We start from the raw sequence: 14,067 nt of genomic DNA, 5'->3' as shown, positions 1-14,067 counted from the left end.
CTGTTCTGAACGCAGAATAAAGGGTCAGCTTTCTGATCTCATAAAAACTTTTGTATTGCCGTCGATTTCGACGTACAGCTGTCCATCCTCCAAAAAAAGCTTGCCGGCCAACGTGCCCATCGAGCCGGCGGCGATGACAAATCCCTGTGGATGCTGGCGGTCAGGGGAGGTCTGGATGGGAGAACAAAGCTCATAAGGGAAACAGAAGTCGTTGATGGTGATCTGAGACTCGTCAATTTCCAGCAGCAAGGTCTGTTCGGGACAGTACCAGCTGCCAATAAAGCCGGAGTTATCCTCGGAAGGGCGAGCAAGCAGGAAAATCACGGCAACGACGACAGCCAGCAATAACAGCTTTGACGGCTTCAGGGTAAAAAAGTGATGTTTTAAAGATGCAGATTCGTTTTTCATAGGCTACCTCCTGCCATTCAGGTCGTAAAACGGATACCGTATCTTATGCAGATGGCAGGAAGATTTAGAAGAACAACAAAGGAAACGGGAGGAAACATGCAGGAAATCAGGGAAAAAATTTTGCAGACAAGAGCCTTCCAGAAGAAGGTCGTCCAGACGGTGCTCTCTTTTCTGGCGAGAGGCTTGCGCATCTGCCGTCGCCTGGACCCGCTGGTACAGGTAGAATTTGATGCGATGCCGGAGGATTTTGTGCTGGTGATGGGAGTATTGGGTGCACGCCATCCCATCATCCTGCAAAACCGCAGCACAGGATTGTACCGTGTACGGGAGTCATTTGCAGCAGTTTGCAATCGGATTCCGCTGGCGCCGCCGTCGGTGGCAAGACATTTTTCGGCAGGAACCACCGACCCGAGCCGCATGCTGGAGATTCGCTTTAAAAGCGTGGAGGCTGGCTGGAGGATGATTACCGGTCAGATTTCCATTGCACAGGCCTATGCCCGCCATGACCTGATGATTCACGGAGAGATCGCCAGAGCGATGCAGTTTGTGCGGTGTATCGAGCGGGTGGAAGCCTACCTGCTGCCAAAGAGGATGGCAAGGCGGCTTCGTCTGCTGCAGGAACAGCTGCCCAATCCGCGCTGGCGAATCTGGCTGCAGCTGTTGTATGCCAAGAAAGAGGAATATACATTGCAGGATGGAAAAGAGGTTTTGTGATGCTGCCGGAATATTTTGAATTTTATAATCCCGTCAAAATTTTGTGCGGACATCATGCACTGGAAAATATCCCCTATGAGCTGATGCGTCTGGGAGCGACCAAGCCGTTTGTGCTTATCAGCAGAACCATGGTGGAACAGGGTGTGCTGGAGATGATCGGCGGACGTCTGAAAGCGCTGGTGCGCACCGATGTGCCGAAGGATTCCTCCTTTGCACTGGTCGATGAAATCACCACTCGTGTGCGTCAGGAAGGCTGTGACAGCATCCTTGCCATCGGCGGCGGTTCGGTGCTGGATACTGCCAAGGCAGTTCGGGTGATGCTGTCGGGAGAAAACAAAAATCTGCGGCAGATGCTGGGCAGCGAATGGGTGATTCCTGGAAGAAAAGAGATTCCGTTTATCATGGTGCCGACCACCTCCGGCACAGGGTCGGAGTGTACCGGTGTAGCGGTAGTACAGGATGACCGGACCAAGATCAAGCAGGAGATTGTTTCCGACCGATTTTTGCCCGATGTTGCCATTCTGGACCCGCGCTGCACCGAAAAGCTGCCGCCTCGACTGACCGCGTCCAGCGGAATGGATGCGCTGACCCACGCCGTCGAAGCTTATACTGGGCTGCAGAAAAATCCGTTGTCGGACGCCTATGCGTCCAGCGCCGTTCGGATGATCGGACAGCATCTGATTGCCGCAGTGCGGGAGCCGAAGAACGAGGAACATCGTATGATGATGGCCTGCGCCTCTACAATGGCCGGTATGGCGTTTTCCAATTCGATGGTGGGACTTTGCCATGCCATCGCTCACGCGCTGGGAGCAGCCTGCCAGCTGCCTCACGCGGAGGCTGTGGGAATCATGCTGCCACATGTGATGCGCTGGCAGATGGATGTCGTGGGACACGACTATGGACGGCTGCTGTGCGACTTCTGCGGTCCCGAATATTACGCGCAGATTCCGGACAGACAGCGCGGAGAAAAGCTGATCGAAGCGATTGAGGACACGCTGATCCATCTCCATCAGAAATGTGAGATTCCGTCCAATCTGCGGGAGGCGGGTGTGACCAGAAAAGATCTGCGCGCAGTGGTGCAGGCGGCGATGGACGACGGTGCTCTGCTGACCAATCCAAAGCCGGCGGGTAAGGAGGATGTTCTGTACATCCTTGAACGTGCGCTGTAAATTGATAAATAAAAGAGAACAAACAAAGAGCTTTCCTGTAAAGGAAAGCTCTTTGTTTGTTGGGGGGATTTTTGATAAGAGAGATGAGAAAACAGTGGGGTTCTGTTTTCTCAGGAATAGGGGAATCTAAAAAAAGAAGAAAGTGACAGAATCATTATTCGGCAAGCAGTTTGCCCAGCTCGCGGCACTGTTCCAGGCCGGTGCTGTCCGGTGTTTCGTTGAGCATCAAGCCTTCGCCGGATACGATGTCTGCGCCTGCCAGAGCGGTTCGCTCCTGCCAGTCACGCATCCACTGACCGTCGCCCCAGCCGTAGGAACCGAACAGAGCGACCTTTTTGCCCGAGAGTTTGGATTCCAGCTCGGTAAAGAACGGCTCGAATTCGCTTTCCTCCAGCACCTCGCCGCCCATAGCAGGACAGCCCAGTGCGAGGGCTTCATAACTTGCAGCATCGGCAGCGCTGATCTGGGAAACGTTGAACAGGGAAACATCGGCGCCGGCGCCTTTGGCACCTTCGGTGACAGCTTCAGCCATCATCTGGGTGTTGCCGGTTCCGGACCAATAGATAACAGCAATTTTACGCATAAAAGAAACCTCCTGGAATCAAATAGGTATGATAAATGGTAAACGGATAGACCATCAGGCAGCTTGTGCAGCAGGGCAGACAAGCTGGGAAAAAGGAGTGCCTGCCATCAGGCGGGACACCAGAACGGCACGGCAGCGGTCAAACATGGCAAAGCATCGTTTGGCAGCTTCGACGTCGTGGTAGACCTTCCAATAGCCGCACAGCTTGCAGCCTTCGCCTTTGTAGCGGCGAAAGTCGATGACATCCTCCAGCGGATAGCCGAGGAAAACGCCGATCTCGTGCGGGAATCCCTCCGAGGAACGCAGCCGTTTGCTCAGATAGGCAATCAGCTGTTCCAGCGTGGCGTCCTCTGACACCGGATAGCCCTCTGTTTTTAGCAGGGAGCGAATCTGCGGGTTCTGCAGCTGCTCGGTCAGCATCTGTCTGCGATACACCAGCAGCAGCCAGCGCTGTCCGCAGGCACAGACGATGGTGAGGGCAATGTCCTTGGAAGATAACAGCTGGCTGTATTGGTCGATCAGCGTTGGCAGCTGTGGGTAATCTGCTTTTGAAAGGGAAAGCAGATTGGCGGGCTTAATGCCGCTGAGTGTTGGAGAACAATGGGAAACCAGAGCCTTTTCAAAAGCAAACACGGGAACACTCCTTATCTTGGTTAGTTTTTGCTAACCTTTGAGGAAAAAGAAAGGGGAGAAATCTTCCTCCCAAAGGATCAGCAGTGTTGTTGATTAGCTATTGCTAACCTGCATCAATAGAATACCATTTTTGTATTGGTTTGTCAATAGATTTGAGTTAGCAAAAGCTAATTTATTGTAAACATCCATGTGTTTTTGAATGAGCAAAAAAAAGAGGTTCTCCGATCATATCGGAGAACCTCTCAAAAAGGATTATGAACTTAAAGTATTGGTGCTGTTTTCGCGTTTTGCTTCCAGCGCCTGTTCTACCATCATATCTTTAATCTTCATCAGACGTGCCAGGTTTCCACGTTCGTTTTCATCCAGCTTCATCTTGATGTACTTGATGGTTTCCTGCAGGTCAGGGATCTGTACATACTCCAGCGCGTTTACACGGCGGCGGGTACGTTCGATCTCTTCTGCGATCATCTGTGCGCTTTTTTCGATCTGTGCCAGTTCCAGCAGATGCGGCAGAACATTTTTGACAGCAGCGACCGAGTCGTCCAGTTCACCGGAGGTTGCGACAAAACCGTAGGAGTAGATGTCGCTGTCCGAATTTTCCGACGCGATAAATTCGAACGAAGGTACCGTGACACTCATGACGTTGCGCTCGCCAACTTCCAGGTCAATGCTCTGTTTTGGCAGCATCAGTGCTTCCTCCAGCATCTGTGGGCTCATGACCGCGCTTGCAACCACAAAACCGCCGTAGATGTCGCTGATCTCCTGTTCTACCTGTTCGCGAAGCTCCTTGTTCCGACGGATCAGATCAAGAAACTTTTTCATCAGGTCGTCTCGTTTGTCCTTGAGCAGCTTGTGGCCGCGGATGGAGGTTGCAAGACGTTTTTTCAGGCGGGTCATCTCCATACGGGTGGGGTTGACGTTAATCAATGCCATTCTTTACCCCTCCTTAGTTGTCTTTTTTCGGAAGGTATTTTTCAATCATCTCTGGCTTGATACGTTTGAGCTCGGTTACCGGCAGGATGGACAGCAGCTCCCAACCGATGTCGAGGGTTTCCTCGATGGAACGGTTGGTGTAATAACCCTGGGAAACATAGCGTTTTTCAAATTCATCCGCAAATTTTGCGTACAGCAGGTCGGTCTCGGACAAAGCAGCTTCACCCAGAATGCTCATCAGCTCTTTTGCGTCTTTACCACGGGAGTAAGCAGCAAACAGCTGGTTGAGGGTGCCGGAGTGGTCCTCACGGGTCTTGCCGACGCCGATACCTTTATCCTTCAGACGGGACAGAGATGGCAGTACGTCGATTGGCGGAGCAATATTCTTGCGGTACAGCTCACGGGACAGGATGATCTGGCCCTCGGTGATGTATCCGGTCAAGTCAGGGATTGGATGGGTCTTGTCGTCCTCTGGCATGGAAAGAATTGGAATCATGGTGATGGAACCTTCGGAACCCATCTTTCTTCCAGCTCTTTCATACAGAGTAGCAAGGTCGGTGTAAAGGTAACCTGGGTAACCACGACGGCCAGGAACCTCTTTACGAGCAGCAGAAACCTCACGAAGAGCCTCTGCGTAGTTGGTGATATCGGTCAGGATGACCAGAACGTGCATGTCCTTCTCGAATGCGAGATACTCAGCAGCGGTCAGTGCCATACGAGGAGTAGAAATACGCTCGATCGCAGGGTCGTTTGCCAGGTTCATGAACATGACGGTACGGTCGATTGCGCCGGTCTTGGTAAAGTCCTTGATGAAGAAGTCAGCCTCTTCGAAGGTGATACCGATAGCAGCGAATACTACTGCGAACTTATCGTTTGCGTTGAGTACCTTTGCCTGACGGGCGATCTGTGCAGCCAGTTTTGCATGCGGCAGACCGGAACCGGAGAAGATAGGCAGCTTCTGACCACGAACCAGAGTGTTCAGACCGTCGATTGCGGAGATACCGGTCTGGATGAACTCGTTAGGATATACGCGGGCAGCTGGGTTCATAGGAACGCCGTTGATATCGATTCTCTTGTCAGGAATGATTTCCGGACCACCGTCGATTGGACGGCCCATGCCGGAGAAGACACGGCCGAGCATGTCTTCGGATACCGGCAGCTGCAGTCCGTGACCGAAGAAACGAACCTTGCTGTCGCGCAGGTTGATACCTGCGGAGTTTTCGAACAGCTGAACAACAGCGTTGCCGCCGTCTACTTCCAGAACCTTGCAGCGGCGGATCTCGCCGCTTGGCAGTTCGATCTCACCCAGCTCATCGTAGGTGACACCTTCTACGCCGGAGACCATCATCAGAGGACCTGCGACTTCTCTTATGGTGCGGTATTCTTTTAACATTATGCAGATACCTCCTCAGATACAATTTTCGCAAGGGATGCTTCGATTTCCGCTAAAACGTCCTGATAGTAAGCTTCAAACTGATCCTCTGGAACATATTTTGCACGGGCGATCTTTTCAGATACCGGCAGGGAGAACAGTTTTTCTACTTTGACGCCGCTGTTGAGGGCATTCTTGCACTCTTTTGCAAAGGTCAGGATCATCTTGAGCATCCGATACTGTTTTGCATTGGAGGTATAGGTGTCCGCATCGTCGAACGCGTTCTGCTGCAGGTAGTCCTCACGGACGGAACGGGCAGCTTCCAGTGTCAGACGGTCTGGAGCGGACAGCGAATCGTAACCAACCAGCTTAACAATTTCTTCCAGCTCGGATTCCTGCTGCAGCAGAAGCATTGCGTCATGATGCAGGCCGGACCACTCGTCGGAGATGTTTTTGTCCATCCATTCGCCGATCTGATCCATGTACAGGGAGTAGGAAGTCAGCCAGTTGATTGCTGGGAAGTGACGTTTGTAAGCAAGAGCGGAATCCAGACCCCAGAATACCTTTACAATACGCAGGGTAGCCTGTACAACAGGGTCGGAGTTATCGCCGCCTGCAGGGGATACAGCGCCGATAGCGGTCAGGGAACCTTCACGGCCGTCGGAGCCTTTGCAGATAACGCGGCCAGCACGCTCATAGAACTGTGCCAGACGGGATGTCAGGTAAGCAGGGTAACCTTCCTCACCAGGCATCTCCTCGAGTCGACCGGACATCTCACGCAGAGCCTCTGCCCAACGGGAGGTGGAGTCAGCCATGATTGCAACCGAGTAACCCATGTCGCGGTAGTACTCTGCGATGGTGATACCAGTGTAGATGGAAGCCTCACGAGCAGCTACTGGCATATCCGAGGTGTTTGCAATCAGAACGGTACGGAACATCAGGGATTCGCCCGATTTTGGGTCCTTCAGTTCTGGGAACTCGTTCAGTACGTCGGTCATCTCGTTGCCGCGCTCGCCGCAGCCGATGTAAACAACGATGTCTACGTCCGACCATTTTGCCAGCTGATGCTGTACAACGGTCTTACCGGAACCGAATGGTCCTGGAACAGCAGCGGTACCGCCTTTGGAGATTGGGAACAGGGTGTCGATGACACGCTGACCGGTGATCATCGGGATGTCTGGAGAGAGCTTTTCAGCGTATGGACGCTGTACACGTACAGGCCATCTCTGCAGCATGCAGACATCGTGGATGTTGCCGTCTTTATCTTTTACCTTAGCGATGGTTTCGGTGATGTTGAAGCTGCCGGAATAGATCTCAACGATCTCGCCGTCAGCACCCTTTGGAAGCATAACCTTGTGGGTAACAATGGAAGTCTCCTGAACGGTACCGAGGACGTCGCCCATGACAACATGGTCGCCTACCTTGGCAGTTGCAACAAAGTCCCATTTTTTCTCATGGTCCAGAGAGGTAACGTCGATACCTCTGGTGATGTTGCTTCCGGTCAGCTCTCTGATCTTGGTCAGAGGACGCTGAATACCGTCAAAGATACTGGTCAGTACGCCTGGAGCCAGCTCAACAGACAGAGGGAAACCGGTGGACTCTACAAGGTCGCCAGGACCGATGCCGGCGGTTTCCTCATAAACCTGAATGGATGCCTTGTCATCTCTCATTTCGATGATTTCACCGATCAGTTTCTGCTTGCCAACACGAACTACGTCACCCATATTGGCGTCACGCATGTTTTCAGCAACGATCAGCGGACCGGCAACCTTAACAATTTTGCCTTGGCTCAATATTTTCACCTACTTTTAAATCAGTCTCCACAGAATACAGTTTCTGTGGTTCCCGCGCAGAGCAAGCAGCGGGAAAAAACAAATCCTTCTGCCGGCACAAAAACCGGCGGATTGAAATTAGTCGTTAAACAGAATGTCAGCGCCAACAGCTCGCTCGACGTTTTTCTTGACATTTTTGATGCCGATGCCAAGGCTGCCATCCTTGCCCGGGATCGGGATGATCGCCGGAGTTGGGATTTCCTTGTACTCGTCGATGATCTTTGGAATCTGGACATAGGCCTGTTCTGTGATAAAGATGATGCCATAGTCACCGCTCTTGCACAGCTGGGTCATGGTGTCCGAGATTTCCTGCTGGGTGTTTGCCATGAACACCTCAAAACCGACCGACTTAAAGCCGAGGACGCTGCCTTTGTCGCCGACAACTGCAATCTTTTTACGCATAAGTTTCCCTCAGCCTTTCCGTGATTTTGTCCGGTGCCACGCCGGCAATTTTGGAGGCCATAACGATACGGATGGCCTGCGCTTCGTTCTCTTTGGCAACCAGGTAGGACAGAACCGGTTCGATGCCAAACGGGATGAATCGGGACTCTTTGAGCACGCCTACCATGAAGTTGTCGCACAGCTTTTCAAAGTTTGACAGTGTTCCTTTGCTGCGGATCGCCTCGTATGCGCCGGAGAGAGCCGGACCATAAGGGGTGGTGTCGAGCATGTCGAAGAAGTCGTCAAAGCTCTTCAGGAACAGGTCAAAGTAACGGTCAACGGGGATGCTGCCGCCCTGGGCAAGCACTTCCTTGAGGAAGTGAAGATCCTGTCCAATGCGCTTGATACGGATAAAGGAACGGATGTTCGCAATATCAATGTTGGCATCCACCAGTCGGGTCAGGAATTTGCTCTTGTACTGCTTGGCCTGAGCGGACATGCACTCCAGCACAGCACGGTCGATGATGACATCCACCATCTGCGGGTCGTTGACCTTTGCCAGGGAATCTCTTGCCTTGATGGCAGCCTGCGCCAGAACAGGTTCCAGCGCGCCGAAATCGCCGTCGCGCAGACCGGTGCGCAGTGTCTTTTCATCGACAGTTCCCAGCGGGATCAGCAGTCCCTCGGCAGAAGCACCCGATGCATGCGCCTTGATGAGCGTCTTGAGATTGTGGCCGTCGTATTTATAGCGGAAAATCTTGAACATCTCCGGATTAGGCGATGACTTTTCCAGACGTTCGTAGGTGGAGGCAAGCTCCTGGGTCAGAGCAGATTCGAAATCCCTGTAATCATAGTCTGCACCAATGCCGGCATCGGTGACCGTCTTGTAGGCTTCCTCAGCGGAAGAAGCCGACACCATCTTGTGCAGGGCCTGTGTACCGACCATGCGGGTCTCCTGTGCGCGGATATTGGCAGACAGATAAAGATACTCGGTATCTTTTATTTTTTTCAAACCATGCACCTCCTTACTTGCGATGATCCTGGATGATTATTCGGTCAGAATTTTAGCGACGTCGCCTTCCAGCTCATCGCGGACATTCTTGACAAGGATCTCGTAAGAGAGGTTGGTTTCGATCTTTCCTTCGGCAAGGATCATGCCGCCGTGGATGTTGCCGGCAGTCTCTGCCAGAGAAACGTTGTAGTTTTTGTTTGCTGCTGCAAGCTTTTTAGCGATTGCATCGACCAGCTTGTCACCAAAAGCGGCCTTGTCGTGCTCGTTTAAGATGACGGTTGCATCAGCAGTCATGTATCTGACCGCAGCGCCGGAAAGCAGTTCTACCTGCTTGTCGGCATCCTGTGCGCACAGCTGTTCAAGTGCTTTCTGGAATGCCTGTTCAATGGCATCGCGCTTGTACTGCAGCATCATGTTTCTGCGGATCAGACCGGACTGGGATTCCACACGTTCAGCGATGGTAGCAGCCTCTTTCTGTGCCTGTGCCTGCGCATCCTGTGTGACTTTGTCAGCCTGTGCCTGATAATCGCTGAGGATCTGTTTTGCTTCCTGCTGTGCTTCGGCAACCTTCTGGTCAGCCTGTGCACGAGCATCGTCAGCGATCTTCTTAACAATGCTTTCAATATTGTTCAACCGGTTTCACCTCGATTTCAAAGTTTTTGTTCCACAACAGTGAAATGTTCCGGTATGGATTAAGCAACGTTGCCAACGTTGATAACGAGCAGTACGGAGATCAGCAGGCCGAGAATTGCGTAGGTCTCAACCATAGCTGCGTAGATCATTGCTTTGGAAACCTCGTTAGGTCTCTTAGCAACAACGTTGATACCAGCAGCGGATACACGACCCTGATGGATACCGGAAACCAGACCGGTCAGAGCACATGGCAGGCAAGCAGCCAGAACGTACAGACCCTGGGAAGAGGTCAGAGCAGCAGAACCGCCGAGGAATCCGCAGTTGAGCATTACCATGATACCAACCAGGAAGCCGTAAATACCCTGTGTACCTGGAAGAGCCTGAAGAATCAGGGTCTGACCGAATTTGTCAGGATCTTCAGCGATCAGTCCTGCAGCAGCCTCACCAGCGATACCTACACCTTTAGCGGAACCGATACCGCCAAGACCTACAGCCAGAGCTGCACCCAATACTGCTAAAAAGTTACCAGAGAAAAAGAACTGAGAAAAAGTTGTTGCTTCCATGATTATTTGTCCTCCTTGTCAGAGATAAGAGTATATTTTGTGTTAGCCTTGAAAGGCTTGAAAGGCTTGCCGCCGGCTTCGTAGAATTTTCCGAAGAACTCGACGTATTGCAGACGGGAGGTGTGTACATAAGCTCCCAGACCGCTGATGGCAAGGTTGAAAGCGGAACCGCCCAGGAAGATCAGCACAAAGGCGATGATGCCGATGATATTGAATCCTGGCATGGTGCCCATGATGTTGATAACGTTTGCGATAACACCGCCGGCAAGTCCCAGCGCCAGGATACGGGCATAGGACAGAACGTCCGAAAGATAGCTGGTGATATCGTACAGGCTCATGACGCCTTTGATCAGCTTCATGAAGATGTTCTTTTCGTGGCGGCCCTGGGTCAGGATCAGTCCTGCAGCACCGACAATCGAAAGAACTTTGCCGACACCTGCTGTTGCAGGCAGGGCAAGCATTGGCAGACCGACCAGCAGAACATACCACAGGCCGATGTCCATCAGACCGTCCAGCAGATGACCACGTTTTGCCATCATGTAGATTTTGATTCCCATACCGGTGAACAGGTGGATAGCACCCAGAACAAAGGAGAGGATCATAACCGACATTGGGTCGTTGAGCGGGTCAAGAACCAGTGGAACGGTGACGGTTTTGCCAAACCAGCTTTCAGCCACCTGAGTGACCAGGTTGCCGAAGTAGCCGCCGTAGATGATGCCCCAGAAGATGGTCGAAAGACCGCAGGACACACCGATTTGCATGGCGCTCTTCAAAAAGCCTTCGTCCGGTTTGAGCTTTTTCAGTCCAATCAGGCACAGCAGGAAGATAACAAGACCATAACCTGCATCTGCCAGCATCATGCCAAAGAATACGATAAAGAATGGAGTCAGCATCGGCGTTGGGTCAATGCCGTCCGGTGTTGGCAGCGAGTACATCTCGGTGATCAGCTCGTAAGGTTTGACAAACTTGCTGTTCTTGAGCTTGACCGGAGGATCTTCGCCCTCCTGCGGCTGCTCGAGTGTGTAATAGCAGCTGTACTTGTCCAATACTTTCTTTACCTTGTTGGCATCATTTTCGGTGATCCATCCGGTCAGAGCAAAGACACTCTGGGTCTGGAAGATATTCTCCCGAACCTTCTGGTCGTCGATCTGCAGGGTCACCATGTCGAAGCCGGTTTTGAGCAGCTTGGAGGATTTGGCAGCGACCTTGAGCTGTTCGGTCAGGCGCTGAGCCTCTTTGCTGCAGGCTTCCATTTTGTTTTTCAGGGAAGAGATGTTTTCCGCCGCACTGCCCTTAAAGGAAGCAAAGTCCGGACGGTTGGTGTTGAATCCCTTGACAACACCCATCACAGCGTCATGGACCTGTTTGTGATAAATCAGGATCAGACACGATGCCTCGGCTGAGGAGCTGACCTTGTGCAGATAGCACAGTGGGGTTGCCTCCTCCAGCTGTTTTTGCAGCTCTTCGAGGTTGACATCTGCACCGGCTGTCAGATACAGCACAGAGCACGATCTGGTTTGAGTCACAGACAAATCAAGATCGAGGTCCTTCCACGGCTCCAACGCAGCAATTTGCAGCTGGGCACGGGCGCCTGCATTTTTCTGTTCGGCGATCTGTTTGACAATGCCGTTTACTTCGTCGCGAAGCTGTACTGCCTCTTTGTAAAGGCTCTTGTCGAGCATGGCCGAAAAGTCTGCCACGTCTTTTTTGGCGAACATCCCGCCGTTTTCTTCATAAGGAGAAACAGCGCGGATAGCAGAGGTGAACTGTGCAAGCTCCTGCTCCAGCTCATAGGTCTGAGCCACACCCGCAACGGTCATCTGAGCGATGCTGTCATAGTCGCGGATGTTTTCCGGTCCCTCGATCTGGACGCACTTCTTCTTCATCAGATCCTGCAGAATTGCTTCCTTTTCTGCCAGAAACCCGATGAGAGTCAGTTTCTGCATTTTTAAAATCATAATGTGTTCACAATCCTCTCTGCAATGAGGTTTGCCGCTGCGGTCAGTTTCTCTTTGGATCGTTGTGCCATTGCCTTGCACTCATTTTCGGAAGCCGATTTTGAGTTCTCAAGCCAGGTTTGCGCATCACTGCGGGCACGAGAGACGATGTCCTCGGAGAGTCTGGCAGCATCGGATTTGGCATTGTCAAGGATTGTTTTGCCCTGCTTTTGAGCATCGGCGCGAATTGCGACGGCTTTTTGCTGGGCTTCACCGAGAAGTTGCTGTGCAGCATCCTCGGCCTGCTTGACTTTGCTGAGTACATCTAACAAATTTTGTCACCACCCTTTTTATTTTGACCTGCGAAACGCGGATGACACATTGGAAAAAATGGCGTAGCCAAGCGCTTTTCGCGAAATGTTTGTGGAAAAAATAACGAATTGAAACCCCTCACAAACCTTATTCTTTCCGCTTGCAATCAGCAAATCATGTTACAAAATGTTATGATTTGCTAGTTGCAAAAAGAAATAAAATTTCTTCTACTATATCATAATCTAAATGATTGTACATTGTCAATAAGATTTATGGAAAAATTTCCGGAAAGTTTTATGCGAAAGCATAACAAAATGACTGATAGTCATTATTTTATAACAAATATTTTTCCACAAAACTTATATTATAACCTGAGAATATAAACTAAAATAAGGGCGGAAAATGGCGTGTTTAAAGGAATCTGGTCGTTATTTTGTGATAGGAGAATTTATAAATTGCCCATATCTATCATACAACACTTTACAACCAAAAGATAGACGAAAAGACAAAAATACACTATAATATTTTTACAAAAGCGACAGAGGAGGAAGAAACCTGTATGAAAGAGCGGCAAATTGTAGAAATGATGAGTCTGTTGGCGCTGGTTTCCGCCCTGATTTTAGTTATGATGGTGATGGCAACTTCGCCGCGTTCACCCTGGCCGCTGACCGTTTCCCGTCTGGCAAGCAGCAGTACAGACCAGACAAATGTGAAAGAAGATGTTATAACCTCCGATCCCCAAAAGCAGGAAAGCTCGCCGCAGACACAGCAGGAGCAGCCTCAGAAAATAGAAGCCTTCCAAAGTGAATTCCCAATGGACATCAATCAGGCGGATAAGGAAGCATTGATGGAGGTTGAAGGAATCGGAGAGAAGAAGGCGCAGAGCATTCTGGACTATCGTGCCCAGGTGGGAAAGATCGAAACGATGGATCAGCTGTTGGAAGTAGAGGGAATTGGAGAAGTGACGCTGGAGCGCCTTTGTGAAAAGTTTTATGTAGCATAGGAATAAAAAAGAACCGTCCCGCCCCAAAAGGGCAGGACGGCTGCAGATTAAAGCTGAATGGAGTTTAAATCTTTCTGATCCAGGAGCTGTTCAAACTGCTGGATGGGAAGTGCACGAGAGCGCTTGGCAGATGGAGTGGACGCATAGCGCGGATGCAGATTGGTGATGGGGTCGATACGCGGATACAGGGAGGATAACTCCGGCGGCAGAAGATTGCGGGGAGATTTGTCGTTGGACACACAATCCGGCTGATGGTGTTGATGCTGTTTCATGCTGCTGCCTCCTTCTATACAAAAAATAAATCAAAATAAAAATGGGGAAAAATTGCATTTGCTCCCCGTTTTGTTATTATGTGTAGCTGTAAAACCGCATATTCATGGGATTTTTTGCACGAATAAGATTTTTTGATTTTTTTGAAAAAAACTGTTGACAAATCAAAAAAGCCGTAGTATAATAATCTACGTTGTCACGGGAACGGCGGTCACGAACCAAAGGAAACGTACAAAAAATGTGGGAGCTTAGCTCAGCTGGGAGAGCATCTGCCTTACAAGCAGAGGGTCACAGGTTCGAGCCCTGTAGTTC

At 51.0% G+C, this 14,067-nt stretch carries 16 protein-coding genes; 3 read left to right on the top strand and 13 right to left on the bottom strand.

The annotated features are described in order from the left end of the window. Positions 1 to 24 precede the first annotated feature (24 nt). A complete protein-coding gene (locus Q0L39_RS07445) occupies positions 25 to 408 on the bottom strand; it encodes a hypothetical protein (protein ID WP_296628008.1) in 384 nt (127 codons plus the stop codon). Positions 409 to 504: 96 nt separating this feature from the next. On the opposite strand from Q0L39_RS07445, the gene Q0L39_RS07440 reads away from it, so the two are divergent. Both Q0L39_RS07440 and Q0L39_RS07435 read left to right on the top strand, forming a co-directional pair. Next, positions 505 to 1,122: a hypothetical protein gene (locus Q0L39_RS07440; protein ID WP_296628007.1), complete on the top strand. Its 618-nt coding sequence runs from the start codon at positions 505 to 507 to the stop codon at positions 1,120 to 1,122. Then, positions 1,122 to 2,291 carry an iron-containing alcohol dehydrogenase gene (locus tag Q0L39_RS07435; RefSeq protein ID WP_296628005.1) on the top strand — a complete coding sequence of 390 codons (1,170 nt, stop codon included), beginning with the start codon at positions 1,122 to 1,124 and terminating at the stop codon, positions 2,289 to 2,291. The genes Q0L39_RS07440 and Q0L39_RS07435 overlap by 1 nt, the downstream gene beginning before the upstream one ends. Positions 2,292 to 2,445: 154 nt before the next feature. On the opposite strand, the gene Q0L39_RS07430 is transcribed toward Q0L39_RS07435, so the two are convergent. The 11 genes from Q0L39_RS07430 to Q0L39_RS07380 form a co-directional block, all read right to left on the bottom strand. Next, entirely contained in the window at positions 2,446 to 2,874 is a 429-nt protein-coding gene (locus tag Q0L39_RS07430) for a flavodoxin (RefSeq protein WP_296628004.1), read from the bottom strand. Between the two features lie 54 nt (positions 2,875 to 2,928). After that, complete coding sequence (locus Q0L39_RS07425) at positions 2,929 to 3,507, bottom strand: DUF3793 family protein (protein WP_296628003.1); 579 nt, start codon at positions 3,505 to 3,507, stop codon at positions 2,929 to 2,931. A gap of 252 nt (positions 3,508 to 3,759) precedes the next feature. Beyond that, on the bottom strand, positions 3,760 to 4,440 hold the full coding sequence (locus Q0L39_RS07420; protein WP_296628001.1) for a V-type ATP synthase subunit D: 681 nt from the start codon (positions 4,438 to 4,440) through the stop codon (positions 3,760 to 3,762). 13 nt (positions 4,441 to 4,453) lie between these two features. Then, on the bottom strand, positions 4,454 to 5,833 hold the full coding sequence (locus Q0L39_RS07415; RefSeq protein WP_296628000.1) for a V-type ATP synthase subunit B: 1,380 nt from the start codon (positions 5,831 to 5,833) through the stop codon (positions 4,454 to 4,456). After that, the gene (locus Q0L39_RS07410; RefSeq protein WP_296627998.1) at positions 5,833 to 7,605 is read right to left on the bottom strand and encodes a V-type ATP synthase subunit A; all 1,773 of its coding nucleotides are present in this window, start codon (positions 7,603 to 7,605) and stop codon (positions 5,833 to 5,835) included. The genes Q0L39_RS07415 and Q0L39_RS07410 overlap by 1 nt, the downstream gene beginning before the upstream one ends. Before the next feature lie 117 nt (positions 7,606 to 7,722). Next, on the bottom strand, positions 7,723 to 8,046 hold the full coding sequence (locus tag Q0L39_RS07405; RefSeq protein ID WP_296627997.1) for a V-type ATP synthase subunit F: 324 nt from the start codon (positions 8,044 to 8,046) through the stop codon (positions 7,723 to 7,725). After that, positions 8,039 to 9,037 (bottom strand): V-type ATP synthase subunit C, encoded by a 999-nt coding sequence (locus Q0L39_RS07400; RefSeq protein WP_296627995.1) that lies wholly within the window; start codon positions 9,035 to 9,037, stop codon positions 8,039 to 8,041. Before Q0L39_RS07400 ends, Q0L39_RS07405 begins: the two co-directional genes overlap by 8 nt. A 36-nt stretch (positions 9,038 to 9,073) precedes the next feature. Beyond that, positions 9,074 to 9,670, bottom strand: a complete 597-nt coding sequence (locus tag Q0L39_RS07395) for a V-type ATP synthase subunit E family protein (protein ID WP_296627992.1) — start codon at positions 9,668 to 9,670, stop codon at positions 9,074 to 9,076. A 59-nt stretch (positions 9,671 to 9,729) separates the two neighbouring features. Beyond that, the gene (locus Q0L39_RS07390; RefSeq protein WP_296627991.1) at positions 9,730 to 10,233 is read right to left on the bottom strand and encodes a V-type ATP synthase subunit K; all 504 of its coding nucleotides are present in this window, start codon (positions 10,231 to 10,233) and stop codon (positions 9,730 to 9,732) included. A 2-nt stretch (positions 10,234 to 10,235) separates the two neighbouring features. Beyond that, a complete protein-coding gene (locus Q0L39_RS07385) occupies positions 10,236 to 12,191 on the bottom strand; it encodes a V-type ATP synthase subunit I (RefSeq protein ID WP_296627990.1) in 1,956 nt (651 codons plus the stop codon). Further along, complete coding sequence (locus Q0L39_RS07380; protein WP_296627989.1) at positions 12,188 to 12,502, bottom strand: hypothetical protein; 315 nt, start codon at positions 12,500 to 12,502, stop codon at positions 12,188 to 12,190. The genes Q0L39_RS07385 and Q0L39_RS07380 overlap by 4 nt, the downstream gene beginning before the upstream one ends. Positions 12,503 to 13,041: 539 nt before the next feature. On the opposite strand from Q0L39_RS07380, the gene Q0L39_RS07375 reads away from it, so the two are divergent. Beyond that, positions 13,042 to 13,485 (top strand): helix-hairpin-helix domain-containing protein, encoded by a 444-nt coding sequence (locus Q0L39_RS07375; protein WP_296627988.1) that lies wholly within the window; start codon positions 13,042 to 13,044, stop codon positions 13,483 to 13,485. A 47-nt stretch (positions 13,486 to 13,532) separates the two neighbouring features. Here Q0L39_RS07375 and Q0L39_RS07370 read toward each other — a convergent pair whose 3' ends face one another. Continuing rightward, positions 13,533 to 13,757 carry a hypothetical protein gene (locus Q0L39_RS07370; RefSeq protein ID WP_296627986.1) on the bottom strand — a complete coding sequence of 75 codons (225 nt, stop codon included), beginning with the start codon at positions 13,755 to 13,757 and terminating at the stop codon, positions 13,533 to 13,535. Positions 13,758 to 14,067: the final 310 nt, after the last annotated feature.

The sequence above is a fragment of the uncultured Negativibacillus sp. genome (genome assembly GCF_944388365.1).
Classification (GTDB): Bacteria; Bacillota; Clostridia; order Oscillospirales; family Ruminococcaceae; genus Negativibacillus.
Note: the sequence above shows the minus strand (reverse complement) of the source record. Positions and strands in the feature narration are given on the sequence as shown.